Here is a 24,256-nt window from a genome sequence, read left to right on the forward strand (position 1 = left end):
CACCCGTCCGAGGCTGGACGGGTTGGACAAAGGGGCCGGAGCCATTGCTCCGGCCCCTCGGCCCCAGGCCTTACGCCTCTTCGTCGACCCAGCTCATCAGCTTGCGGAGCTGCTTGCCGGTGGTCTCCAGCAGGGACTCGGCGTCCTTCTGCTTGTACTCGTTGTACTTCTTCAGGCCGCCGTGGTACTCGGCCATCCACTCACGGGCGAAGGTGCCGTCCTGGATCTCGGCGAGGACCTGCTTCATCGTGGCCTTGGTCTCGTCCGTGATGATCCGCGGGCCGGTGACGTAGTCGCCCCACTCGGCGGTCTCGGAGATCGACCAGCGCATCTTCTCCAGGCCGCCCTCGTACATGAGGTCGACGATGAGCTTCAGCTCGTGCAGGCACTCGAAGTACGCGATCTCGGGCTGGTAGCCGGCCTCGGTCAGCGTCTCGAAACCGGCCTTGACCAGCGCGGCCGTACCACCGCAGAGAACGGCCTGCTCACCGAACAGGTCGGTCTCGGTCTCCTCGGTGAAGGTCGTCTTGATGACGCCGGCACGGGTGCCGCCGATGCCCTTCGCGTACGACAGCGCGAGCGCGAAGGCGTTGCCGCTCGCGTCCTGCTCGACGGCCGCGATACACGGAACACCGCGGCCCTCCTCGTACTGGCGGCGGACGAGGTGGCCCGGGCCCTTGGGGGCGACCATGCAGACGTCGACGTTGGCCGGCGGCTTGATGAAGTCGAAGCGGATGTTCAGGCCATGGCCGAAGAACAGCGCGTCGCCGTCCTTGAGGTTGTCCTTGATGGACTCCTCGTAGACCTGGGCCTGGATCGGGTCCGGCACGAGGATCATGATGACGTCGGCCTCGGCGGCGGCCTCGGAGGGCGTCACCACGCGCAGGCCCTGCTCCTCGGCCTTCGCCTTGGACTTGGAGCCCTCGTGCAGACCGACTCGGACGTCGACACCCGAGTCACGGAGCGACAGCGCGTGGGCGTGGCCCTGGCTGCCGTAGCCGATGACCGCGACCTTGCGGCCCTGGATGATGGACAGGTCGGCGTCGGCGTCGTAGAACAGCTCGGCCACTTTGGGTTCTCTCCTTGGTGTGCAGGTGTTGCGTCCCACCGTATGACGGCGGGCGGAATCGAAGTTCGGGGGTCTCGGAATGCGGGCGGCCGGGGCCGCCCGCACCCGGGGCTACGCGGAGCGGTCGAGCGCGCGCAGCGAGCGGTCGGTGATGGAGCGGGCGCCGCGGCCGATGGCGATCGTGCCGGACTGGACCAGCTCCTTGATGCCGTACGGCTCCAGCATCTTGAGCATGGCGGTCAGCTTGTCGCTGGAGCCGGTGGCCTCGATGGTGACGGCCTCCGGGGAGACGTCGACGGTCTTGGCGCGGAACAGCTGGACGATCTCGACGATCTGGGAACGCGTCTCGTTGTCGGCGCGCACCTTCACCAGAACGAGTTCGCGCTGAACGGCGGAACCCGGCTCCAGTTCGACGATCTTCAGCACGTTGACGAGCTTGTTGAGCTGCTTGGTGACCTGTTCGAGCGGGAGTGCCTCGATCACGTTCACCACGATCGTGATGCGGGAGATGTCGGGGTGCTCGGTGACTCCGACGGCGAGGGAGTCGATGTTGAAGCCGCGCCGGGAGAACAGGGCGGTGATCCGGGCGAGGACACCTGGCTTGTTCTCGACCAGGACGGAGAGCGTGTGCTTGGACATTTCTCTGTGGTCTCTCTCGCTCAGTCGTCTTCGTTGTCGCCGAAGTCGGGGCGGACGTCCCGGGCGAACATGACCTCGTCGTTGGAGGTGCCGGCGGCGACCATCGGCCACACCATGGCGTCCTCGTGGACGATGAAGTCGATCACGACGGGGCGGTCGTTGATCGAGTTCGCCTCCTCGATGACCTTGTCGAGGTCGTCGGGGGACTCGCAACGGATCGCGTAACAGCCCATCGCCTCCGACAGCTTGACGAAGTCGGGGATGCGGGTGCCCGCGCTCGGCTGCTTGCCGTCCGCCTCCGGGCCGCTGTGCAGCACGGTGTTGGAGTAGCGCTGGTTGTAGAACAGGGTCTGCCACTGGCGGACCATGCCGAGGGCGCCGTTGTTGATGATGGCGACCTTGATCGGGATGTTGTTCAGGGCGCAGGTGGTGAGTTCCTGGTTGGTCATCTGGAAGCAGCCGTCGCCGTCGATCGCCCAGACCGTCTGCTCGGGGGCCCCGGCCTTGGCGCCCATCGCGGCCGGGACCGCGTAGCCCATGGTTCCGGCGCCGCCGGAGTTGAGCCAGGTCGCGGGCTTCTCGTACTTGATGAACTGCGAGGCCCACATCTGGTGCTGGCCGACGCCCGCCGCGAAGATCGTGTTCTCCGGGGCGAGTTGGCCGATCCGCTCGATGACCTGCTGCGGGGAGAGCGAGCCGTCGTCGGGCTGGTCGTAGCCGAGCGGGTAGGTCTCGCGCCAGCGGTTGAGGTCCTTCCACCAGGCGCTGTAGTCGCCGGTGTGGCCCTCGCTGTGCTCCTTCTGGACGGCCTGGACCAGGTCGGCGATGACCTCGCGGGCGTCCCCGACGATCGGCACGTCGGCGGCGCGGTTCTTGCCGATCTCGGCCGGGTCGATGTCGGCGTGGACGATCTTCGCGAAGGGCGCGAAGCTGTCCAGCCTGCCGGTGACGCGGTCGTCGAAGCGGGCTCCGAGGGCGACGATCAGGTCGCTCTTCTGCAGCGCAGTGACGGCGGTGACCGAACCGTGCATGCCCGGCATTCCCACGTGCAGCTCGTGACTGTCGGGGAATGCGCCGCGCGCCATCAGGGTGGTGACGACGGGCGCTCCGGTGAGTTCCGCGAGGACCTTCAGCTCGGCGGTGGCGTGGGCCTTGATGACACCGCCCCCGACGTAGAGGACGGGCCGCTTCGCGGCGGTGATCAGCTTGGCGGCCTCGCGGATCTGCTTGGCGTGCGGCTTGGTCACCGGGCGGTAGCCGGGGAGGTCCATGACCGGCGGCCAGGAGAAGGTGGTCTTCGCCTGGAGGGCGTCCTTCGCGATGTCGACCAGCACCGGGCCCGGGCGGCCGGTGGCGGCGATGTGGAAGGCCTGCGCGATGACGCGCGGGATGTCCTCGGCCTTGGTGACCAGGAAGTTGTGCTTGGTGACCGGCATCGTGATGCCGACGATGTCCGCCTCCTGGAAGGCGTCCGTACCGATCGCCTTGGACGCGACCTGGCCGGTGATCGCCACGAGCGGCACCGAGTCCATGTGCGCGTCGGCGATCGGGGTCACCAGGTTGGTGGCGCCGGGGCCCGAGGTGGCCATGCAGACGCCGACCTTGCCGGTGGCCTGCGCGTAGCCGGTGGCCGCGTGGCCCGCGCCCTGCTCGTGCCGGACCAGGACGTGACGCACCCGTGTCGAGTCCATCAGCGGGTCGTACGCCGGAAGGATCGCACCGCCGGGGATGCCGAATACCGTGTCGGCCCCGACTTCCTCGAGAGAGCGGATGAGGGACTGCGCGCCCGTGACGTGCTCGGGGGCGGACGGCTGTCCTCCGGATCGGGGCCGCGGCTGCGGATGGGCCCCGGTGGCCTGCTCGGTCATCGTCATTCTCTTCTCGATGCTGAGGGTTTTTGCGAGGTTTGTGCGGGGTTCTACTGCTGCACGACTCGATCCTGTGCAACAAAAAACCCCTCGTGCCGTGAGGCAAGCGAGGGGAGCGCGCCGGGTGCGGTCGCTGGGAGTTCCGGGTCCGTCCGGACGTCACCAGCTTCAGCCGACGCGCTTTCCAAGTACGAGAATTCGGGTGCGCATGGGACTGACCCTCCCCCCGGCACGCACCGACTGTCAAGTGGGTGGGACGGGAGTCTCATTATGTGAGCGGAGGGCCGTTCCGCCCCCGAAAACGACGGGCACACCACTGGTGTACACCCCCGGGGCGCCGCCCGCGAACGCGGGCTCGGCCGGGCCGTGCGGCACCGGATAGTGGCCGCAGGACAGGGCCCGGCGCAGCCGGTACTCGTCCAGCGGCCCGGAGAAGGCCATGCCCTGCCCGTGGGTGCAGCCCATCGCGCGCAGGGCGACCACCTGTTCCGGCAGGTCGACCCCGTCGGCCACGGACTGGAGCCCGAGGTCCCCGGCGATCCGCAGCAGCCCGCTGGTGATCTTGTGCAGCCGCGCGGACTCCACGACGCCCTCGACCAGGCTGCGGTCCAGTTTCAGTACGTCGACGGGCAACCGCCGTAGCGTCGTGATGGTCGCGTAACCACTGCCGAAGCCGTCGAGGGCGATCCGGACGCCCAGCCGCCGCAGGGCGGTCAGCCGGCGCTCCAGCTCGTCCAGGGAGACCCGAGGGTCGGTGTCGGACAGCTCGATGACCAGGGAGCCGGACGGCAGCCCGTGCCGGGTCAGCAGGGCCTCGATCGAGCCGAGGGGCATCGACTTGTCCAGCAGCCGCCGGGCGCTCATCCGCACGGCCACGGACACGGTGGGCCCGGCCGCGAGGCGCTCGGCGGCCCGCTCCACGGCCTCCTCCAGCATCCAGCGCCCCAGCTCGGCGGTCTTGTCGCTGTCCTCGGCCACCCGCAGGAACTCGGCCGGCGTGAACAGCACGCCCTGCGACGAACGCCATCGCGCCTGCGTGGAGACCGACGTGATCCGGCCGTCCGCCAGCGACACCACGGGCTGGTGCAGCAGCGCGAACTCGCCGTCGTGCAGCGCGGCCCGCAGCCGCGTGGCCAGCTCCGCCTTCCGTACGACGTCCTGCTGCATCTGCGGGGCGTACAGCTCGACCCGGCCCTTGCCGGCACCCTTGGCGCGGTACATGGCGAGGTCGGCGTTGCGCAGCAACTCCCCGGCGCCGAGGCCCGGTTCGGCGAAGGCGACGCCGATGGAGGCGGCGACGCGGACATCGTTGCCGTCGATCAAATACGGCTGGGACAGGGTGATCCTCAGGCGGTCGGCGAGTTCCATGATGTGCCGCTCGCGGGCGGCCCGGTCCCGGGTGCCGTCGCCGACGATGAGGGCCGCGAACTCGTCGCCGCCGAGCCGGGAGGCGGTGTCCCCGTGCCGGACCGCGCCGTCGAGCCTACGGGCGGCCTGGATGAGGAGTTCGTCCCCGGCCTGGTGGCCGATGGTGTCGTTGACGGCCTTGAAGCCGTCGAGGTCGATGAAGAGCACGGCCGTACCCCGGTCGGTGGAACGGCGGCCGGACAGGGCCTGCTGGACGCGCCTGGTGAACAGGGCGCGGTTGGGCAGGTCGGTGAGCGGGTCGTGCTCGGCGTTGTGCTGCAACTGCGCCTGGAGGCGCACCCGTTCGGTCACGTCCCGGCTGTTGAAGATCAGGCCGCCGTGATGGCGGTTGACCGTCGACTCGACGTTGAGCCAGCCGCCGTCGCCGGACCGGAAGCGGCACTCGATCCGGGTGGTGGACTCCTCGTAGGGGCTGGCGGCGAGGAAGCGGCGCACCTCGTGCACCACACAGCCGAGGTCCTCTGGGTGGATGAGCGAGGCGAGTTCGTTCCCGACGAGTTCCTCCGCGGCCTTGCCGTAGACACCGGCGGCGGCCGGGGAGACGTAGCGGAGGATGCCGTTCGGGGCGGCGATCATGATGACGTCGCTGGAGCCCTGCACCAGGGAGCGGAAGTGGTTCTCCTTCTGGGCCAGCTCCTGGGTGAGGGTGATGTTGTCGAGCAGCATGATGCCCTGGCGGACCACTAGGGCGAGCACCACGCAGCCCGCGGTGATGAGCACCACGCGGTCGGGGCTGCGGCCGTTGAGGACGTTGTAGAGGATCCCCAGCGTGCAGACGGCGGCGGCGAGATACGGGGTGAGCGCTGCCAGCGAACCGGCGATGGGCCGGGTGGCCGGATAGCGGCCCTGGTCGGTGCCCGGCGCGGCTGCCGGGTGCTGGACGCCGGCGCGCTGTCCGGGCCGGTGTTCGTGCACCACACGCGTGTGCCCGTCGTCCTCGGGCTGGGCGTGCCGGGGCGCGGCCCACGGGGCGTAGGCGAGGAGCAGCGAGCCGGCGAACCAGCCCGCGTCGAGCAACTGCCCCGAGTGGTAGTTGTTGTGGAGCAGCGGCGAGGTGAACAGGGCGTCGCACATCACGGTCAGGGCCAGCGCGCCGATCGCGGTGTTCACGGCGGTGCGGTTGACCGAGGAGCGCCGGAAGTGCAGCGCGAGCACCATGCTGACCAGGGCGATGTCGAGCAGCGGGTACGCCAGGGAGAGCGCGGTGTGGGCCACGCTCGGTCCGTCGAACTTGGCGGCCTGAGCCAGCGCGAGGCTCCAGGAGAGCGTGAGCAGCGAGCCGCCGATCAGCCAGGCGTCCAGCGCAAGACAGACCCAGCCGGCCTTGGTGACGGGCCGTTTGGCCAGCACCAGGAGGCCGACGATGGCGGGCGGCGCGAAGCACAGGAAGAACAGGTCGGCGAAGCTGGGGCTGGGCACGGTGCGCTCCAGGACGACCTCGTACCACCCCCAGACTCCGTTGCCCAGTGCCGCCATCGCCGAGGAGAGCGAGAACAGCAGCCAGGCGGGTCGAAAGCGGATACGGCGGCTTCGCGCGTAGAGGAAACAGGAGACGGCGGCGGTACCGGCCGCCGCGCTGAGCCCGAAGTCGCCCATGATCAGGGCGACTTGGTGCGACCCCCAGTCGAGCGCGGAACCGACGGCGTATCCCGCGCAGATCAGGGCCAGGACGAGTTGCTGGATCAGGCCCCGGCCGCCGGAGGCCGGCGGTCGTGGCTGCCGCGCTCCCGGTGAAGTGCGGTCCCGGAGCGCCCCGTTGAGGGTGGTCGTCGCAGACGGTGGCGAACTCACCGGGCCCTCCCGGTCCGTGTCGCTCCCCGGTCCCGCGGGCTCCGGTGCGCTGGATGGGCGTGCCTGCGGCGGCTGTTGTGCCTGCGGTGGTGATGGCTGGGGTGACTGTGCCGGCCACCCTGACCGCCGTGGCTGCCGTGACCGCTGTGATTGCCGTGACAGCCGTGTTGGCCGCGTCTGCGCGCGGCGGTGCGCCAGGGTCGCCGTCGGCGGCCCCGCCGCGTCGGATCGCTCGTCCATAGGCCGTGCATCGCCCGTCGCCCCCCTCACAGTCTGAAATGTCCGTCCCCGGCGCCGAACGGTGCGCGGCGCAGCCCCTGCCGGGACGATACACCAGTCTCGTCACTCAGGGACATAGTTCCTCTACGCTCCGTGACGACCAGCGGAGATGCGTGCACGCCCCGCTTCCGGAAGGTTGCGGAGGGTACCGGAAGCGGATTGCGCGCCTGTTGCGCTACTCGGTCGGTCCTGTCGTCAGGATCACGTTGCGCAGCGGCTCATGGTTCACGAACCGTCCCAACTGGTCCACAACCAGACGCTTCGCACGCGGCAGGAACGCCGACGTGGGCCCGCCGACATGCGGACTGATCAGCACCCCGGGCGCCTGCCACAACGGGTGCCCCTGGGGCAGCGGTTCGGGGTCGGTGACGTCCAACGCGGCGGTGATACGGCCGCTTTCCAGCTCCGCGAGCAGCGCCTTGGTGTCCACGACGGGACCGCGGGCCACGTTGACCAGCAGCGCCCCGTCCTTCATCCGGGCCAGGAACTCGGCGTCGACCAGGTGACGCGTGGTCTCGGTGAGCGGTGTGGACAGGATCACGACGTCCGCGTCCGGGAGCAGGGCGGGCAGTTCGGTGAACGGATGCACCGGTCCGCGCTCCGTGGTGCGCCCGGAGCGCGCCACGCGCGCCACCCGCGCGAGCTCGAAGGGAGTGAGCCGGTCCTCGATGGCCGCGCCGATGGCGCCGTAGCCGACGATGAGGACGGAACGGTCGGCGAGCGCCGGGTGGAAGTCGCCCTGCCAGCGCTCCTGTTGCTGCGCCCGCACGAACTGCGGGATGCCGCGCAGCGAGGCGAGGGTCAGCGCGAGCGCGAGTTCGGCGGTGCTCGCCTCGTGCACTCCGCGGGCGTTGCACAACCGCACCCCCGGGACGATGGAGGAGAGGCTCGCGGTCATGTCGTCGACGCCGGCCGTAAGCGTCTGGATGACCTGGAGATTCCGCATGTGTTCGAGAGGCCGCGTCTTCACGGGCTGCCGCTTCATGTACGGCACGACGTACAGAACGCAGTCCGCCGGGTCGCCCGGGAACTCCTGATCGCCTTCCTCACCTCCGTCCCAGAACAGGTAGTTGGGCCCCTCGGGGAGCCCTTCGATCTCCTCCGGCGGGATGGGCAGCCATACGTCGACAGTCATGGTCAGGAGGCTATGGCAAGGCCACGCGCGCGTAGAGGTTAGGTTGGTGGGCCAGGAGAGGGAGGGTCACGAGCAGGTGGAGCGCAGGACGATCGGTGCGGGGGCGCTCGCTGTGGGGGCCCTCGGACTCGGCTGCATGCCGATGAGCTGGGCGTACAGCGGGTCGCGGCAGCGGGGCGACGAGTCGGTCAGGGCCGTGCACCGGGCGCTCGATCTGGGCATGACGCTGCTGGACACCGCCGACATGTACGGCCCGTTCACCAACGAGCTCTTGTTGGGGCGGGTGTTGAAGGAACGGCGGCAGGACGCGTTCGTGTCGACCAAGGTCGGCCTGCTGGTCGGCGAGCAGCACATCGTGGCCAACGGCCGCCCCGGCTATGTGAAACGCGCCTGCGACGCCTCGCTGCGCCGCCTCCAGACCGAGGTGATCGACCTCTACCAACTGCACCGCGCCGACCCCGAGGTTCCCGTCGAGGAGACCTGGGGCGCCATGGCGGATCTCGTACGGGCCGGAAAAGTAAGGGCGTTGGGCATCTGCGCGGTCGGCGCCCGGTCCGCACGCCGGCCCGGGGCGCGGCTGCATGACGGAACGATCCGCCAACTCCAGCGCGTACAACAGGTGTTCCCGGTGACGGCCGTACAGGCCGAGCTGTCGGTGTGGTCGAGGGAGGCACTGGACGCGCTGCTGCCGTGGTGCGCGGTGCGCGGGGTCGGCTTTCTCGCCGCGATGCCGCTCGGCAACGGCTTCCTGACCGGCACCCTGACCCCGGGCGAGGGCTTCGAACCCGACGACGTACGCGCCCGCCACCCCCGCTTCACCGCCGAGATGACCGCCGCGAACCAGCCGATCGTGGCCGGCCTGCGGCGCGTGGCCCGGCGGCACGGGCCCGAGGTCACCCCGGCGCAGGTTGCCCTGGCCTGGGTGCTGGCGCAGGGCCCGCATGTGGTGCCGGTACCGGGTACCAAGCAGGAGCGCTGGGTGACGGAGAACGCGGGGGCGGCGGAACTGCGCCTCACGCCGGAGGACCTCACGGAGGTGGCGGAACTGCCGGGGGCGCTGGGCTCCTGGGACTGACCGCCGTACGCGGGACAGGGCTCGATAGTGCGTCGGTAGCCGATGACCGGGAACCCGTCCGGCGCGAGCGGTGTATGACAAGTAGAACCCGCCCGTCGAAGGGACCTGATCGTGCAACGTCGAGTCGTGTCGGCCGCCCTGGCCGTGACCGCACTCCTGCTGACGGCCGGCTGCTCCTCCGGCGACGAAGACCCGCGCTACGGCACAAGTACGCCGTCGGGCAGCGCCGGTACGGCCACGGGGTCGTCGTCCTCCGGGCAGTCCGCCGCGCGGATCCCGCCCGCCAAGGGCACGGTGAAGGTGCTGCGCACGGTCACCGAGGGCCTGAAGACGCCCTGGGGCCTGGCCCCGCTGCCCGACGGGAACCTCCTCGTCTCCTCCCGCGACGACGGCACGATCACCCGGATCACCGAGAAGACGGGCCAGAAGACCGAGCTGGGCACGGTCTCCGGGGTCTCCCCCGCGGGCGAGGGCGGCCTCCTCGGCATCGCGCTCTCCCCGGACTACGCCTCGGACCACATGATCTACGCCTACTTCACCTCGGCCTCGGACAACCGCATCGTCCGCATGCTGTACGACCCGAAGAAGCCGGCCGGTGAGCAGCTGGGCGCACCGGACACGATCTTCAAGGGCATCCCCAAGGGCTACATCCACAACGGCGGCCGGATCGCCTTCGGCCCGGACGGCATGCTGTACGCGGGCACGGGCGAGAGCGGTCAGCGGGGTCTGGCGCAGGACAAGAAGTCCCTGGGCGGCAAGATCCTGCGGCTGACCCCGGAGGGCGACCCGGCGCCGGGCAACCCGTTCCCGGACTCGCCGGTGTACACCTACGGCCACCGCAATGTGCAGGGCCTGGCCTGGGACTCCAAGCAGCGGCTGTTCGCCTCGGAGTTCGGCCAGGACACCTGGGACGAGCTGAACGCGATCACTCCGGGCGACGACTACGGCTGGCCGAACGCGGAGGGCAGGAGCAGCGACTCCAAGTACCACAACCCGATCACCCAGTGGCACACCGACGACGCCTCCCCCAGCGGCATCGCCTACGCCGAGGGCTCGATATGGATGGCGGGCCTGAAGGGGCAGCGCCTGTGGCGCATCCCGCTGGACGGCACGAAGGCGTCGGCCGCTCCGCAGGCCTTCCTCACCCGCGAGTACGGCCGCTTGCGCACGGTGGTGTCGGCGGGCGGCGACAAGCTGTGGCTGGTGACCAGCAACACGGACGGCCGGGGCACGCCTAAGTCGGGGGACGACCGGATTCTGGAGCTTCAGGTGTCGTAGCGGACGCGTCGGCGTCATCGGCGGAGGGGCCGGGGTCGGCTTCAGAGCCGGCCTCAGGTTCGGCTTCGGCTCCGGGCAGGCGGACGACGACCTTGCCGGACTCCAGGTCTATCGGCCCGCGTCCGGGGTCGCCGTCGGCGACGTCGACCCTGGTCATCTCCAGCCGGTTGCGCTCGTCCTCGGTGTGCTTGCGGCCCGGTGAGAACAGTTCCTCGAACATGTTGAACACGGCGCCTCCCCTGGCCCGGTCTCCTACAGCGTACGACTCATCCGGCCGAACGCGCGGCGAGCGGGTCGGGCGGGAACAGTCCCAGCCGGTGGGCCACGGCCGCCGCCTCGCCCCGGCCGGAGACGCCGAGCTTGCCGAGGATGTTCGAGACGTGGACGCTCGCGGTCTTCGGGGAGATGAAGAGTTCCTCGGCGATCTGCCGGTTGGTGCGGCCGGCGGAGACCAGGCGCAGGACGTCGCGCTCCCGGCTGGTGAGGCCCAGCGCCTCGACGGGGTCGGCGGGGACGGCTCTGCGCGCCGGGACCTTGGTGAGCGTCAGCCGGGCCCGCTGGGCGAGCAGGGCGACGGAGTCGGCGAGCGGGCGGGCGCCCAGGTGCTCGGCGACGGCACCGGACAGGCGGAGCAGTTCGGTGGCGCGGTCGCGAGCATTGTCACCGCCGCCGTCGGAGTCGGCGAGGAGGGCTTCGGCGAGACGGTGACGGACGCGGGCGAGGTCGTAGGGGCGGTCGAGGCGTTCGAAGGCGGCGACCGCCTCGGACCAGTCGTCCGGGGTGCAGCGGCCCTCGGCGCGCAGCAGTTCGGCGCGGAGCCAGCGGTCGTGGGCCTGCCAGACGGGGGCGTTGGTGGCGACCCGCTTGGCGGCCTCCCGGATGCGTTCGAGGATCTTGGGGCGTCCGGGGTCGGCGGCGGGCAGGCCCACGGCCTGGGCCTCGGCGACGGCGGCGGCCACCAGCAGGGGCCAGGTCTCGAAGTGGGTGCCGGGACGGAATCCGGAGTCCAGGGCCCGTTCGAGGACGGCGCGGGCGTCCAGGAGGCGGCCCTCGGCGGCGGCGACCTGGATGTCGATCCGCTCCAGGGGTTGATGGTGCTGGGGTGCGACGTCATGGGTGCCGTAGTGCTCGCGGGAGGCGGCCAGTTGGCGGCGGGCCTCGGCCACCTCGCCCCGGGCGAGCGCGAGTTCGGCCAGGAGGCGGGCGTGGAAGCCGCGGGGTTTGGAGCTCTGGCCCACCCGCTCGGCCTTGGTCGCGGCCTCGGCGGCCTCGTCCCAGCGGCCCAGGGTGAAGAGGGATTCGGCGAGGTTGCCCCAGATCCAGGCCTCCTTGTCGAACTGGCCGTACTTCTTGGCGAAGGCGAGCCCGGTCTCCAGGATCGGCACGGCCTCGCGGGAGCGGCCGACGGTCTCGAGGGAGGACGGAAGGTTCACATAACTGCGGCCCGCGACATTGGAGATGCCCTCGGCGACCGTCCGTTCGTTGACCTCGACCAGTTCGGCGAGGCCCGCCTCGACATCCCCGGAGGCGACCATGAGGCCGGCGAGGGTGAGGCGGGCGTCCATCTCGATCTCGCGGGCGCCGACCATGCGGGCGTACTCGACCGCGCGCTCGGCGGCCACATAGGCGTCCGGACCCGGGACGTGCACCATCGACCAGCCGGCGACCTTGGCCAGGACCTCCGCGTGCACCTCGGAGGGCGGCAGACCGCGCACCAGCTCCTGTGCGGAGGCGAGTTCCGGCCAGCCGTCGCCGCGGCCCTGGTGCCGGATCAGGACGGAGCGCTGCACCCAGAACCAGGCGGCCCGCAGCGGGTCCCCCTCCTCCTCCAGAAGGTGCAGGGCCCGCTTGGTGATCTTCAGGGCGCGCTCGCGCTCCCCGCTGAGCCGCCCGGCGACGGCGGCCTCCGCCATCAGGTCGAGGTAGCGCAGGGGTGTGGTCTCCGGGTCGCAGCCGCAGGCGGGATACACCTCGGCGTAGTCGACGGGCCGCAGACCGGCGCGTACGGCGTCGGGGACGGTGTCCCACAGCTCCATCGCCCGCTCCAGGAGCCGCAGTTGCTCGGAGTGGGCGTGCCGGCCGCGGGCGGCGACGGAGGCGTCCAGGACGGCGGGGAGGGCCTTGGCGGGGTCGTGGGCGTGGTACCAGTAGCTCGCCAGCCGCATGACGCGCTGATCGGCGGGGACGAGCGTCGGGTCGGCCTCCAGGGCTTCGGCGTAGCGGCGGTTGAGGCGGGAGCGCTCGCCGGGCAGCAGGTCGTCGCCGACCGCCTCGCGGACCAGGGAGTGCCGGAATCGGTAGCCGTCGCCGCCGGGCGCGGCCTGGAGGATGTTGGCGCCGACGGCCGCCCGCAGTGCCTCGATGAGGTCGTCCTCGGCGAGCCGGGCGACGGCGGCGAGCAGTCGGTACTCGACGGTGGAGCCGCCCTCGGCGACGATCCGGGCGACCCGCTGGGCGCTCTCGGGCAGCGACTCGACCCGGACCAGGAGCAGGTCTCGCAGGGAGTCGGTGAGGCCGGTGCGGCAGCCGTCGTCGGCGGCGACGGCGAGTTCCTCGACGAAGAACGCGTTGCCGTCGGAGCGCCGGAAGATCTCGTCGACCTGGGCCTGGTCGGGTTCGGCGGCGCGGATGCCGGCGATCTGGCGGGCCACTTCCTGCCGGTTGAAGCGGCCGAGTTCGATCCGGCGGACCGTGCGGAGCCGGTCGAGTTCGGCGAGCAGGGGGCGCAGCGGGTGGCGGCGGTGGATGTCGTCGGCGCGGTAGGTGGCGAGGACGAGGAGGCGGCCGGTGCGCAGGGTGCGGAAGAGGTAGGCGAGGAGGTGGCGGGTGGAGGCGTCGGCCCAGTGCAGGTCCTCCAGGGCGACGACGACCGTGCGCTCGGCGGCGACGCGCTCCAGGAGACGCGCGGTGAGTTCGAAGAGTCGGGCCATGCCCTCCTCGTCGCCGCGGCTGGCCCGGTGCGCGGTGGGGGTCTCCGCCAACTCGGGGAGCAGCCGGGCGAGTTCCTCCTCCTGGCCGGCCGCGGCCGTGGACAGTTCGGCGGGCAGTTCGCGGCGCAGGGCGCGCAGGGCGGTGGAGAACGGGGCGAAGGGCAGGCCGTCCGCGCCGATCTCGACACAGCCGCCGAGCGCGACGACGGCGCCCCGGCGGCAGGCGCCGGTGGCGAACTCCTCGACGAGCCGGGTCTTGCCGACGCCGGCCTCGCCGCCGAGCAGCAACGCCTGCGGCTCGCCCGCGGCAGCGCGGGCGAGCGCGTCGTTCAGCGTGTCCAGTTCGTCGGCCCGGCCGACGAAGACCGGACTGACGGACCTGGTCTCCACGCCTGCGAGCATGTCACGCGGGTCTGACAACGCGGCACTCGTTTTCGGGAGGGCGGTCGCGGCCGGGAGCGCCCCGGCGGACCGCCGGGCGGGCGCCGTACGACCGCCCTCCCGTCCCCGGCCGGTCACGAGGCGCGGGCGAACAGGTGCCTGCGCGGGCGTTCGGTATGCACCTCGCTCTCCACGGCCTGCCTGGCCTGCTCACGGCGGGCGGCGCGGGCGCCGCGGACGGCCTCACGGGCCAGCCGCTCGCTGGCCGCCTGCCGGCGGAGTTCGGCGGAACGGAGCTGGTGCATCTCGTACTCGTACATCTCAAGTCCCTTGGTAGAGGCGGTTTTTCCGGCTTCGCTTCTTGCGATGCCTCAACCTTCGTCTCCAAGGGGGGTCCGCCACATCGGGAGAGTTCCGCATCTTGCGGGGCCGGGCGGGCCTTAGACATGCGTAAGGGGCCTCAGGTCCTCCGTAAGGTGCTTACGGAGGACCTAAGACCCCTGATGAGCTGCGGTGACTCAGGTCGCGGACGGCAGGGCGAGCAGAGCGTCGGTGTACTTGAGGACGGCCAGCAGCAGGCCTACGACGCCGAGCACGACGCCCGCCCAGGCGACCGACTTGATCCAGGTGGCCTGCGGCTTGCCCGGGGTGCCGAACGCGGGCCGGACGAGCGCGCCGACACCCACGAGGGCGGCCACGAGCGCGAAGAGACCGGCCCAGATCGCGGTGGCGTGCCAGGAGGTGCCGTAGACCTCCTTGATCTGTGTGGTCACGCTCGCGGTGGACGCGGTGTGGAGCTGTCCGTTGAGCTGCGCGCGGGCGCCGGCGACGGTGCCGATCCAGCCGCCGGAGAGCGAGATGAAGCCGAGCGCGGCGGAGACGACGGCGGCGGCACCCTGGCCGACGCCGGAGGAACCTTCCGGCTCCTCGAGCCCGAGCTTCGCGAGCTCGGCCGCGTACTCCTCCTCGGTGAGGTCGTCCTCGTCCTCGGCGGCCTCGGCCTCGGTGGCCTCCGCGTTGGCGGCTTCCGGCTCCGTCACTTCCTCGTCGGTCTTGGTGACATCGGTCTTCGTCACATCGGTCTTGGTGACGTCGACGGTTTCCGCGTCGCTCTTCACCTCGGGGGCCTCGTTCGCGGCCTCGTCAACAGTCTTGGTACCCATGGTGCGCACGGTAGGGGTGGTTTCTGAGAAGTTCCTTAAAGATCGCTGTGCCGGGCACGCGCGCGTGCCTCGCGCCACTCGGGCGCGAGCACGGACCACACCTCGATGTCGTGCCGCAGGCCCCCGTGGGAGTGTGACTGGCGGAGGATCCCGTCCCTGGTCATGCCCATGCGGCGCGCAACATTCAGGCTCTTCTCATTGCCCGCGGCGGCATGCCATTCGACCCGGTGGATACCGCGCTGTTCGATCGCGAAATCGATGAGGATCCGTATCGCGCGGGTGATCAGTCCGCGCCCGGCGGCGGCGGGTTCCAGCCAGCAGCCGACCTCGCAGTTGCCCTGGTCGGCGTGGAAGTTGAGGAAGAGGACGCCGCCGACGAGCTTGCCGTCCAGCCAGATGCCGTGCAGGGAGGCGCTGTCGGCGGCGCGCAGGTCGGCGTAGCGCTGGAGCATCTCCCGCGTCGACTCGACGTCCGTCGCCTTGGAGCCGAAGGAGATGTACTGGCCGATGAACTCCCGGCCGCGGTCCAGGTGGGCGAGGAACTCCTCGGCGTGCCACACCTCCAGGGGACGCAGTTCGGCTCCGTCGTCACCCAGGGATATCGCGTACATCCTGCTCCCGCTCCTTCGCCAGTACGTCCGCCACCTCGGCGTCCGTCGCAGCGGCCAGCCTCTCATGGGCGGCGCGGCACTCGGGGGGCTCGATGCTGATGCGGGGCAGGACGCGGTCCAGGGGGCGGGGCAGCCACCAGTTGGCGCCGCCGAGCAGGTGCATGAGGGCGGGCACCAGCAACGTACGCAGGACGAAGGCGTCCAGGGCGACGGCGGAGGCGAGCGCGATGCCGAACATGGCGATCACGCGGTCGCCGCTGAGCACGAAGGCGAGGAAGACCGAGATCATGATGACGGCGGCCGAGTTGATGACCCGGCTGGTCTCGGCGAGGCCGACGCGGACGGCCCGGCGGTTGTCGCCGGTTTCCAGCCATTCTTCGTACATCCGGCTGACCAGGAAGACCTGGTAGTCCATGGAGAGTCCGAAGAGGACGGACACCATGATCACGGGGAGGAAGGGTTCGACGGGTCCGGCCCGGCCGAGGCCGAGGAACTCGCTCCCCCAGCCCCACTGGAAGATCGCGACGACGACTCCGAAGGCGGCGGCCACGGCGGCGACGTTCATCGCGGCGGCCTTGAGCGGGATGCCGACGGACCGGAAGGCGAGCAGGAGCAGCACACAGCCGAGCGAGATGACGACCCCGACGAACAGCGGAAGTTTGCCGACGATGACGGCGGCGAAGTCGTCGTAGCTCGCCGTCACGCCCCCGACGTGGATGTCCAGCGAGGTCCCCGTCTCCGCCCGGGGCAGTACCTCGGTGCGCAGCCGGTCGACGAGGTCGCTGGTCCGCCGGGACTGCGGGGCCGAGTCCGGTACGACCGTGAAGTACCCGGTGGCGCCGCCGGAGTCGTAGGTCACCGGGGTCACGGAGGCGATGCCCTCGGTGGTGCGGAGGGTGGCGTCGAGGTTGTCGAGGGCGAGCCTGTCCTCGGCGCTGTCGATCTTCGTGACGAGGGTGAGCGGGCCGTTGACGCCCGGACCGAAGCCTTCCGCGAGGAGGTCGTAGGCCTGGCGGGTGGTCGACGCCTTCGGGTCGTTGCCCTGGTCGGAGGTGCCCAGGTGGAGCGAGAGCGTCGGCAGGGCGAGGACGGTGATGACGACCAGGGCGAGGGCGCCGAGGAGTTTGGGGTGGCGTTCGACGAACGCGGACCAGCGGGCGGCGAGGCCGGTGGGCAGCTCCGGCTGGGGCCCGTGCTCGGCCAGCCGGCGCCGTTCGCGGCGGCTGAGGGCCCGGGGGCCGATGAAGGACAGCAGGGCCGGGAGAAGGGTCACGGAGGCCGCGACGGTGAGCATCACGGTCAACGAGGCGGCGATCGCGACCCCGTTGAGGAAGCCGAGCCGGAGGATCAGCATCCCCAGGAGGGCTATGCAGACCGTGGCGCCCGCGAAGACGACCGCGCGCCCGGTGGTGACGACCGCGTTGGTGACCGCCTCGGTGACGGACAGTCCGCGTTTCAGCCCGCGCCGGTGCCGGGTCACGATGAACAGGGCGTAGTCGATGCCGACGCCGAGCCCGACCAGCATGCCGAGCATGGGCGCGAAGTCGGCGACCGTCATGGCGTGGCCCAGGAGCACGATCGCGGCGTAGGCGGTGCCGACGCTCAGCAGGGCGGTGCCGATGGGCAGCAGCGAGGCGGCTGGCGAACCGAAGGCCAGGAACAGGACGAGGGCGGCGACGGCCACCCCGACGATCTCGGCGGTGTGCCCGCTCGACGACTCGGTGAGCCCGATGGCGCTGCCGCCCAGCTCGACCTGGAGCCCGTCGGTCCCGGCGGCCTTCGCCGCGCGGACGACGGCCTGAGCCTGGGACTTGTCGATGTCCTCAGCCTGGTGCGCGAAGGTGACGGTGGCGTAGGCGGTCCGCCCGTCGGCGCTGATCCGGCCGGTGCCCTGACCGTCGTAGGGACTGACGACGGAGGCCACCCCCGGCAGGTCGGCAATGCGGTCCAGGGCCTCGGTCATGGTCTGTTCGACGTCGGCGGCGCGGACGGAGCCGGGCGAGGTGCGCCAGACCACGGTGTCGCTGTCGCCGCCGAGGCCCGGAAACGCCTCCTTGAGGAGCTGAGTCGCGCGGCCCGACTCGGTGCCGGGGGCTTCGTAGTCGTTCGAGTACGCCGAGCCGGTGACGGCGGCGGCAGCGGTGACCCCGCCGAAGGCGAGGAGCCACAACAGGACGGCGGCGAGGCGGTGCCGAACACACCAGCGGGCAAGGGCTGCCACGAACGTGCTCCCGGGGATGGCGAATTGTGGATCTTTGACCGGGAAACATCGTCCGAAGGATGAACAGCCCGCAAAGAACGCATGAGCGATACGCCACCCACTCTCGCAGCCGAAAGTGATCGTTCATGGCGTTCGAGGACTTCGGCACCGGAGTGGGAGCCAGATCACAGGACAGTAACGGCGACTCTGTCACCCCGGCGGGCGCCTCAGTCGAACTGGTCCCCCAGCGCCATCACCATCGCCCCGACGACCAGCAGCCACAACGCCCGTCTGGTACGGCCCCGGGAGCCGAGCACCGACGCGAGCGCGCACAGCGCGGCACCCACGGCATAGGCGGCCGGGACGAGCACCGGTTCGGAACCAGCGGCCCGGAGCGCCGCCGCGGCCACACCGGCCAGGGCAAGCACGGCGCCGGTCAGGGCCGCGATCCAGCGGGCCCGCCGCGCGTCCAGTGCCGGATCCCCGAAGTCGTCCAAGTCGGATATCTCGGAATCTCCGCGTCCGTCCATGGCGGGCGAGCGTAGCGCTTCCGCCTGAGAAACCTGGTGCGCGGCCAACCGACGTCCTCCACAATCTCGTTGCTCTCCCACAGGAAGCTACGCAGAACCGGAGGAGCCCGTTCACCGATGTCCGACACCGAACTGACCGCCCGCCTGACCCACCCCCGCCACCCGCGCAGCAACACCTACGACGTCCGCTGGACCATCGAGAACCAGATGGGCCCGCACGCCCTGTGGCTGCTGGAATGGCTGGCCCCCGCCCTCGGCCTCGACACCCTGCGCCCCGGCGCGCGCGTGCTCGACCTGGGCTGCGGGCGCGCCATGACCTCCGTCTTCCTCGCCAAGGAGTACGACGTCCAGGTCACCGCCGCCGATCTGTGGGTGAAGCCCGACGAGAACGCCGTACGGATCGCGGAGGCGGGTGTCGCCGACCGGGTGCTGCCTCTGCATGTGGAGGCGCACGACCTGCCCTTCGCGGAGGGCACGTTCGACGCGATCGTGTCGATCGACGCGTACCAGTACTTCGGCACCGCCGACCTCTATCTGCCCACGCTGACAAGGCTGTTGAAGCCGGGCGGCCGGATCGGCGTCGTCATGCCCGCCCTCCGGGAGGAACTGCCGGGCGACGAACCGCCGGAGCATCTGAAGCCCTTCTGGGACCCCGGCTTCTGGGCCTTCCACACCCCCGCCTGGTGGCGCCGCCACTGGACCCGCGGCGGCACCGTGGAGGTCGAGACCGCCGACTGGCAGCCCGACGGCTGGAAGGACTGGCTGCTGTGGAGCGAGGTGTGCGCCGAGGAGAGTCCCTACGAGTGGATGGCGCGGATGGCCCGTGAGTCGGTGGAGCTGGTGACGGCCGACCGGGGGCAACTCCTCGGCTTCGCCCGGGTCGTGGGCCGCCGGGTGTAAACGGAACGGCCCCGGAGACCGGGTCTCCGGGGCCGTGCACGGGGTACTGGCTCAGCCCTCGCTGACGCCCAGCTGCTCAAGGATGAGTTCCTTGACGCGGGCCGCGTCGGCCTGGCCGCGGGTGGCCTTCATGACCGCGCCGACCAGGGCGCCGGCCGCCGCGACCTTGCCGCCGCGGATCTTGTCGGCGATGCCCGGGTTGCCGGCGATTGCCTCCTGGACGGCGGTGGTGAGGGCGCCGTCGTCGGAGACGACCTTCAGACCGCGCTTCTCCACGACCTCGTCCGGGGTGCCCTCGCCGGCGAGAACGCCCTCGATGACCTGGCGGGCCAGCTTGTCGTTCAGCTCACCGGCGGTCACCAGCGCGGTGACCCGGGCGACCTGCTCCGGCGTGATGGGGAGTTCGTCGAGCGCCTTGCCGGACTCGTTGGCGCTGCGCGCCAGTTCGCCCATCCACCACTTGCGGGCGGAGGCCGCGTCGGCACCGGCGTCGATCGTCGCGACGATCGGGTCGATGGCACCGGCGTTGAGGATCGACTGCATGTCGAACGCGGTGATCCCCCACTCCTCGGTCAGCCGGTTGCGGCGGGCCAGCGGCTGCTCGGGCAGTCCGGCGCGGATCTCCTCGACCCACTCGCGCGAGGGGGCCACCGGCACCAGGTCCGGCTCGGGGAAGTACCGGTAGTCCTCCGCCTCCTCCTTCACGCGGCCCGAGGTCGTCGACCCGGTGTCCTCGTGGAAGTGGCGGGTCTCCTGGATGATCGTGCCGCCGGAGTTCAGCACCGCGGCGTGGCGCTGGATCTCGTAACGGGCCGCACGCTCCACGGAACGCAGCGAGTTGACGTTCTTGGTCTCGCTGCGGGTACCGAACTTCTCGCGGCCGTGCGGACGCAGCGACAGGTTCACGTCGCAGCGCATCTGCCCCTGCTCCATCCGCGCCTCGGACACACCGAGCGCCCGGATCAGCTCGCGCAGCTCGGCGACGTACGCCTTGGCGACCTCGGGAGCGCGCTCACCGGCACCTTCGATCGGCTTGGTGACGATCTCGATGAGCGGGATGCCGGCGCGGTTGTAGTCGAGCAGCGAGTGCGAGGCGCCGTGGATACGGCCCGTCGCGCCGCCGACGTGCAGCGACTTGCCGGTGTCCTCCTCCATGTGGGCGCGCTCGATCTGCACCCGGAAGGTCTCGCCGTCCTCCAGCTGGACGTCCAGATAGCCGTTGAAGGCGATCGGCTCGTCGTACTGGGAGGTCTGGAAGTTCTTCGGCATGTCCGGATAGAAGTAGTTCTTCCGGGCGAAGCGGCACCACTCGGCGATCTCACAGTTCAGCGCGAGGCCGATCTTGATGGCGGACTCGACGCCGATCGCGTTGACGACCGGCAGCGCGCCGGGCATGCCGAGGCAGGTCGGGCAGGTCTGCGAGTTGGGCTCGGCGCCCAGCTCGGTCGAACAACCGCAGAACATCTTGGTCTTGGTGCCGAGTTCGACATGGACCTCAAGGCCCATGACGGGGTCGTACGACGCGAGAGCGTCCTCGTACGACTCCAGGTCGGTCGTGGTGGTCACGGTGAACTTTCCCTCTCAGCCCAGCAGGACGTCGTCGTCGCCCAGCCGCTTCAGCTCGCGGTACAGGATGGCGAAGCCGGTGACGAGCGCGACGGCGGACACCGTGGCGTCGATCAGACGGAGCGTGTCGTGCTCGGTGCGCGCCTTCTTGATCTGCTTGGCGACACTCAGCGCGCCGAACGCGGTGGTGGCCATGGACAGGTACGTCCCGGACTTGGACTTCTTGAAGCCCTTGGCCTTCGACAGTGCGTTGCTCACAGCGACGGTGCCTCCTCAAGCAGCGGGTGCCCCCACTTTTCCACGAAGGCGGCCTCGACGGCGGCGCCGACCTTGTAAAGCCGGTCGTCCTTCAGCGCCGGGGCGATGATCTGCAGCCCGACCGGGAGACCGTCCTCCGGCGCGAGACCGCAGGGCAGCGACATGGCCGAGTTGCCCGCCAGGTTGGTCGGGATGGTGCACAGGTCCGCGAGGTACATCGCCATCGGGTCGTCGGCCCGCTCGCCGATCGGGAAGGCGGTGGTCGGCGTAGTCGGAGACACGATCACGTCGACGCTCTCGAACGACTTCTCGAAGTCGCGCGTGATGAGCGTACGGACCTTCTGGGCGCTGCCGTAGTACGCGTCGTAGTAGCCGGAGCTCAGCGCGTACGTCCCGAGCATGATGCGGCGCTTCACCTCGGGGCCGAAGCCCGCCTCACGGGTGAGGGAGGTGACCTCCTCGGCGGAGTGGGTGCCGTCGTCACCGACACGGAGGCCGTAGCGCAGACCGTCGAAACGGGCCAGGTTCGACGAACACTCGGAGGGCGCGATCAGGTAGTACGCCGACAGGGCGAGGTCGAAGGACGGACAGTCCAACTCCACGATCTCCGCGCCGAGTTCCTTCAGGACCGCGACGGCCTCGTCGAAGCGCTGGATGACACCGGCCTGGTAGCCCTCACCGCGGAACTGCTTGACGACACCGACCCGCATGCCCTCCACGCTGCCGTTGCGGGCGGCCTCGACGACCGGCGGGACCGGGGAGTCGATCGACGTGGAGTCCAGCGGGTCGTGCCCGGCGATGACCTCGTGCAGCAGCGCCGCGTCCAGGACCGTACGGGCGCAGGGGCCGCCCTGGTCGAGGGAGGACGAGAAGGCGACCATGCCGTAGCGGGAGACCGCGCCGTACGTCGGCTTGACACCGACCGTGCCGGTGACGGCGGCCGGCTGGCGGATCGAGCCGCCGGTGTCCGTCCCGATCGCCAGCGGCGCCTGGAAGGAGGCGAGCGCGGCGGAGGAACCGCCACCGGAGCCGCCGGGGATCTTGGTGAGGTCCCAGGGGTTGCCGGTAGGCCCGTAGGCGCTGTTCTCGGTGGAGGACCCCATGGCGAACTCGTCCATGTTGGTCTTGCCGAGGATGACGACGTCGGCGGCCTTGAGCCGCTTGGTCACGGTCGCGTCGTACGGCGGAATCCAGCCTTCGAGGATCTTCGAACCGACGGTCGTCGGAATGCCCTCGGTGGTGAAGATGTCCTTGAGCGCGAGCGGAACGCCGGCGAGGGGACCCAACTCCTCGCCCCTGGCCCGCTTGGCGTCGACGGCACGGGCCTGCGCGAGGGCTCCCTCGCGGTCGACGTGCAGGAAGGCGTGCACCTTCGCGTCGACCTCCTCGATCCGGGCGAGGTGGGCCTCGGTGACCTCGACGGCCGTGAGCACGCCGGACGCGATGTTCGCGGCGGTCTCTGCGGCGGTGAGCCGGATGATGCTGCTGTGGTCCGTCATGGTGATTAGTCCTCCCCCAGGATCTGCGGCACCTTGAAACGCTGCTGCTCCTGGGCCGGGGCGCCGGAGAGCGCCTGCTCGGGGGTGAGCGAGGGACGGACCTCGTCCGCGCGCATGACGTTCGTCAGCGGCAGCGGGTGAGAGGTCGGCGGTACGTCTTGGTCGGCGACCTCACTGACGCGGGCGACCGCGCCGATGATGTCGTCCAGCTGTCCCGCGAAGTGCTCGAGCTCTTCGGGCTTCAGCTCCAGACGCGCCAGCCGGGCGAGGTGGGCGACCTCCTCGCGCGTGATGCCAGGCATGCAGCGTTCCTCTGGGGTGAGTGTGTGTGGTTTGGGGCCAATCCTATGGGGCGGGGGGCCTTAGCCGTTAAACGGTTTCGATCGACCACTTCTCAGCAGGCGGTTCCTTCGAGGGGCGCGGGGCTGTGTCGATCTGCGGCTCCGCCGCGTGGGCGCGCCCAGCCACAACGAACCCGCGCCCGAAAGATCAGCCAAGCCGCCCCGGATCATCCGCCGCAGCCGCGGGCAAAGCCGCCCGCGGCCGCTGCCACCCCCGAGACCCCCGCGCCAGCAGCCAAGCCGTCATGTCCTCCGGCGGCATCGCCGCGGCGACCAGCCACCCCTGTACGGCGTCGCAGCCCAGGTCCCGCAACCGCTCCCAGGTCTCGTCGTCCTCGACGCCCTCCGCAACGACGAGAAGTCCGAGCGAGTGCGCGAGATCCACCGTGCACCGCACGATCTCTGCGTCCTCCGTGTCCACCGCGAGCCGTGCCACGAACGAGCGGTCGATCTTCAGCTCGCTGACCGGGAGCCGCCGTAGATGCACGAGGGACGAGTACCCCGTGCCGAAGTCGTCGAGGGACATCTTCACGCCGTGGCCGGTGAGGCCGTTGAGCGTGTCGGCGGCGCGCTGGGGGTCCTCCAGGAGGACGTGTTCGGTTATCTCCAGCTGGAGGGATCCCGCCGGGACGCCGTGCCGGGCGAGGCGCGCGGCGACCGAGCCGGCGAATCCGGGGGTGTGCACATCGCGCGGGGAGACGTTCACCGCGACCGGTACGAACAGGCCCTGGGCCCGCCATCTGGCGACCTGGGCGAGGGCCGTGTCGAGCACGTACTCGGTGAGATGGGGCATCAGACCGGACGACTCGGCGATCGCTATGAACTCGTCCGGCGGCACCTTCCCGCGCTCCGGATGCACCCACCGCACCAGCGCCTCGAGGCCCGCGACCTGGCCGTCGAAGCGGACCTTGGGCTGGTAGTGGACCTGCACCTCGTGCGCGTCGAGGGCGCGGCGCAGATCGCCGAGGAGGCCGAGCCGGTCGGGGGTGTTGGAGTCCCGCTTGGACTCGTAGACCTCCACGCCCGTACGGTCCCGCTTCGCCTGGTACATCGCGACGTCCGCCCGGCGCAGCAGCCCCTCGGCGTCGAGGGCGTGGTCGGGGAAGACGGCGACGCCCGCGCTGGCCTCCAGGACGAGGGTGAGCCCGTCGAGGTCGAGCGGGGAGCTGAGGGCGGCGACGAGGTTGCGGGCGACCCGGGTCGCGGACGTGGTCGAGTCGGCGACGGGCAGATGTAAATCTAAATAGTCTGGGGCTTGCGGCGCCGGCAGCTCCGCGCGGCGCAGCTACACCCGCAGGCGGACGGCGATAGGCGA

Annotated in this window: 19 protein-coding genes and 1 pseudogene; 3 read left to right on the forward strand and 17 right to left on the reverse strand. The window is 70.6% G+C overall.

Going from position 1 to position 24,256, the window contains the following annotated elements; genetic code table 11:
• Positions 1-70: 70 nt before the first annotated feature.
• The 5 genes from ilvC to ACFXC1_RS21025 form a co-directional block, all read right to left on the reverse strand.
• Positions 71-1,069 (reverse strand): ketol-acid reductoisomerase, encoded by a 999-nt coding sequence (gene ilvC / locus ACFXC1_RS21005; protein WP_362973566.1) that lies wholly within the window; start codon positions 1,067-1,069, stop codon positions 71-73.
• A 111-nt stretch (positions 1,070-1,180) separates the two neighbouring features.
• Complete coding sequence (gene ilvN, locus ACFXC1_RS21010; protein ID WP_019068659.1) at positions 1,181-1,708, reverse strand: acetolactate synthase small subunit; 528 nt, start codon at positions 1,706-1,708, stop codon at positions 1,181-1,183.
• Positions 1,709-1,728: 20 nt separating this feature from the next.
• Positions 1,729-3,582, reverse strand: a complete 1,854-nt coding sequence (locus ACFXC1_RS21015) for an acetolactate synthase large subunit (RefSeq protein WP_381244706.1) — start codon at positions 3,580-3,582, stop codon at positions 1,729-1,731.
• A 237-nt stretch (positions 3,583-3,819) separates the two neighbouring features.
• Positions 3,820-6,795 (reverse strand): putative bifunctional diguanylate cyclase/phosphodiesterase, encoded by a 2,976-nt coding sequence (locus ACFXC1_RS21020; RefSeq protein ID WP_381244708.1) that lies wholly within the window; start codon positions 6,793-6,795, stop codon positions 3,820-3,822.
• A 454-nt stretch (positions 6,796-7,249) separates the two neighbouring features.
• Positions 7,250-8,209, reverse strand: coding sequence for a 2-hydroxyacid dehydrogenase (locus tag ACFXC1_RS21025; RefSeq protein WP_381244710.1), 960 nt, complete (start codon positions 8,207-8,209; stop codon positions 7,250-7,252).
• Between the two features lie 76 nt (positions 8,210-8,285).
• Between ACFXC1_RS21025 and ACFXC1_RS21030 the strand changes: the two genes are divergently transcribed.
• Positions 8,286-9,284, forward strand: a complete 999-nt coding sequence (locus ACFXC1_RS21030; protein ID WP_381244957.1) for an aldo/keto reductase — start codon at positions 8,286-8,288, stop codon at positions 9,282-9,284.
• Positions 9,285-9,389: 105 nt separating this feature from the next.
• Complete coding sequence (locus ACFXC1_RS21035) at positions 9,390-10,562, forward strand: PQQ-dependent sugar dehydrogenase (RefSeq protein ID WP_381244959.1); 1,173 nt, start codon at positions 9,390-9,392, stop codon at positions 10,560-10,562.
• Here the strand turns inward: ACFXC1_RS21035 and ACFXC1_RS21040 are convergent.
• The 7 genes from ACFXC1_RS21040 to ACFXC1_RS21070 all read right to left on the reverse strand — a co-directional run bounded on the left by ACFXC1_RS21040 (position 10,519) and on the right by ACFXC1_RS21070 (position 18,377).
• A complete protein-coding gene (locus ACFXC1_RS21040) occupies positions 10,519-10,782 on the reverse strand; it encodes a DUF6191 domain-containing protein (protein WP_381244961.1) in 264 nt (87 codons plus the stop codon). The two genes, ACFXC1_RS21035 and ACFXC1_RS21040, sit on opposite strands and share 44 nt — an antisense overlap.
• Before the next feature lie 46 nt (positions 10,783-10,828).
• Positions 10,829-13,894: a helix-turn-helix transcriptional regulator gene (locus tag ACFXC1_RS21045; RefSeq protein WP_381244963.1), complete on the reverse strand. Its 3,066-nt coding sequence runs from the start codon at positions 13,892-13,894 to the stop codon at positions 10,829-10,831.
• Between the two features lie 113 nt (positions 13,895-14,007).
• The gene (locus ACFXC1_RS21050) at positions 14,008-14,193 is read right to left on the reverse strand and encodes a hypothetical protein (protein WP_381244712.1); all 186 of its coding nucleotides are present in this window, start codon (positions 14,191-14,193) and stop codon (positions 14,008-14,010) included.
• Between the two features lie 198 nt (positions 14,194-14,391).
• Positions 14,392-15,036, reverse strand: coding sequence for a hypothetical protein (locus ACFXC1_RS21055; RefSeq protein ID WP_381244714.1), 645 nt, complete (start codon positions 15,034-15,036; stop codon positions 14,392-14,394).
• Positions 15,037-15,071: 35 nt separating this feature from the next.
• Positions 15,072-15,647 carry a GNAT family N-acetyltransferase gene (locus ACFXC1_RS21060; RefSeq protein WP_381244715.1) on the reverse strand — a complete coding sequence of 192 codons (576 nt, stop codon included), beginning with the start codon at positions 15,645-15,647 and terminating at the stop codon, positions 15,072-15,074.
• Positions 15,625-17,868, reverse strand: coding sequence for an MMPL family transporter (locus tag ACFXC1_RS21065; protein ID WP_381244717.1), 2,244 nt, complete (start codon positions 17,866-17,868; stop codon positions 15,625-15,627). The genes ACFXC1_RS21060 and ACFXC1_RS21065 overlap by 23 nt, the downstream gene beginning before the upstream one ends.
• 206 nt (positions 17,869-18,074) lie before the next feature.
• A complete protein-coding gene (locus ACFXC1_RS21070; RefSeq protein WP_381244719.1) occupies positions 18,075-18,377 on the reverse strand; it encodes a hypothetical protein in 303 nt (100 codons plus the stop codon).
• A gap of 117 nt (positions 18,378-18,494) precedes the next feature.
• Between ACFXC1_RS21070 and ACFXC1_RS21075 the strand changes: the two genes are divergently transcribed.
• On the forward strand, positions 18,495-19,277 hold the full coding sequence (locus ACFXC1_RS21075) for an SAM-dependent methyltransferase (RefSeq protein WP_381244720.1): 783 nt from the start codon (positions 18,495-18,497) through the stop codon (positions 19,275-19,277).
• A gap of 51 nt (positions 19,278-19,328) precedes the next feature.
• Here the strand turns inward: ACFXC1_RS21075 and gatB are convergent, their stop codons facing one another.
• From gatB to ACFXC1_RS21100, 5 genes and pseudogenes are all read right to left on the reverse strand, one after another.
• Positions 19,329-20,843 (reverse strand): Asp-tRNA(Asn)/Glu-tRNA(Gln) amidotransferase subunit GatB, encoded by a 1,515-nt coding sequence (gene gatB, locus ACFXC1_RS21080; protein WP_381244722.1) that lies wholly within the window; start codon positions 20,841-20,843, stop codon positions 19,329-19,331.
• A 15-nt stretch (positions 20,844-20,858) separates the two neighbouring features.
• Positions 20,859-21,101 carry a hypothetical protein gene (locus ACFXC1_RS21085; protein WP_381244724.1) on the reverse strand — a complete coding sequence of 81 codons (243 nt, stop codon included), beginning with the start codon at positions 21,099-21,101 and terminating at the stop codon, positions 20,859-20,861.
• The gene (gatA, locus tag ACFXC1_RS21090; RefSeq protein WP_381244726.1) at positions 21,098-22,600 is read right to left on the reverse strand and encodes an Asp-tRNA(Asn)/Glu-tRNA(Gln) amidotransferase subunit GatA; all 1,503 of its coding nucleotides are present in this window, start codon (positions 22,598-22,600) and stop codon (positions 21,098-21,100) included. The genes ACFXC1_RS21085 and gatA overlap by 4 nt, the downstream gene beginning before the upstream one ends.
• A gap of 5 nt (positions 22,601-22,605) precedes the next feature.
• Positions 22,606-22,902, reverse strand: coding sequence for an Asp-tRNA(Asn)/Glu-tRNA(Gln) amidotransferase subunit GatC (gene gatC / locus ACFXC1_RS21095; RefSeq protein WP_007384860.1), 297 nt, complete (start codon positions 22,900-22,902; stop codon positions 22,606-22,608).
• Positions 22,903-23,089: 187 nt separating this feature from the next.
• Positions 23,090-24,178: pseudogene (locus ACFXC1_RS21100) on the reverse strand (putative bifunctional diguanylate cyclase/phosphodiesterase); the annotation flags it as partial.
• Between the last annotated feature and the right edge of the window lie 78 nt (positions 24,179-24,256).

It is taken from the genome of Streptomyces hokutonensis (assembly GCF_042751305.1).
Taxonomy (GTDB): Bacteria; Actinomycetota; Actinomycetes; order Streptomycetales; family Streptomycetaceae; genus Streptomyces; species Streptomyces hokutonensis_A.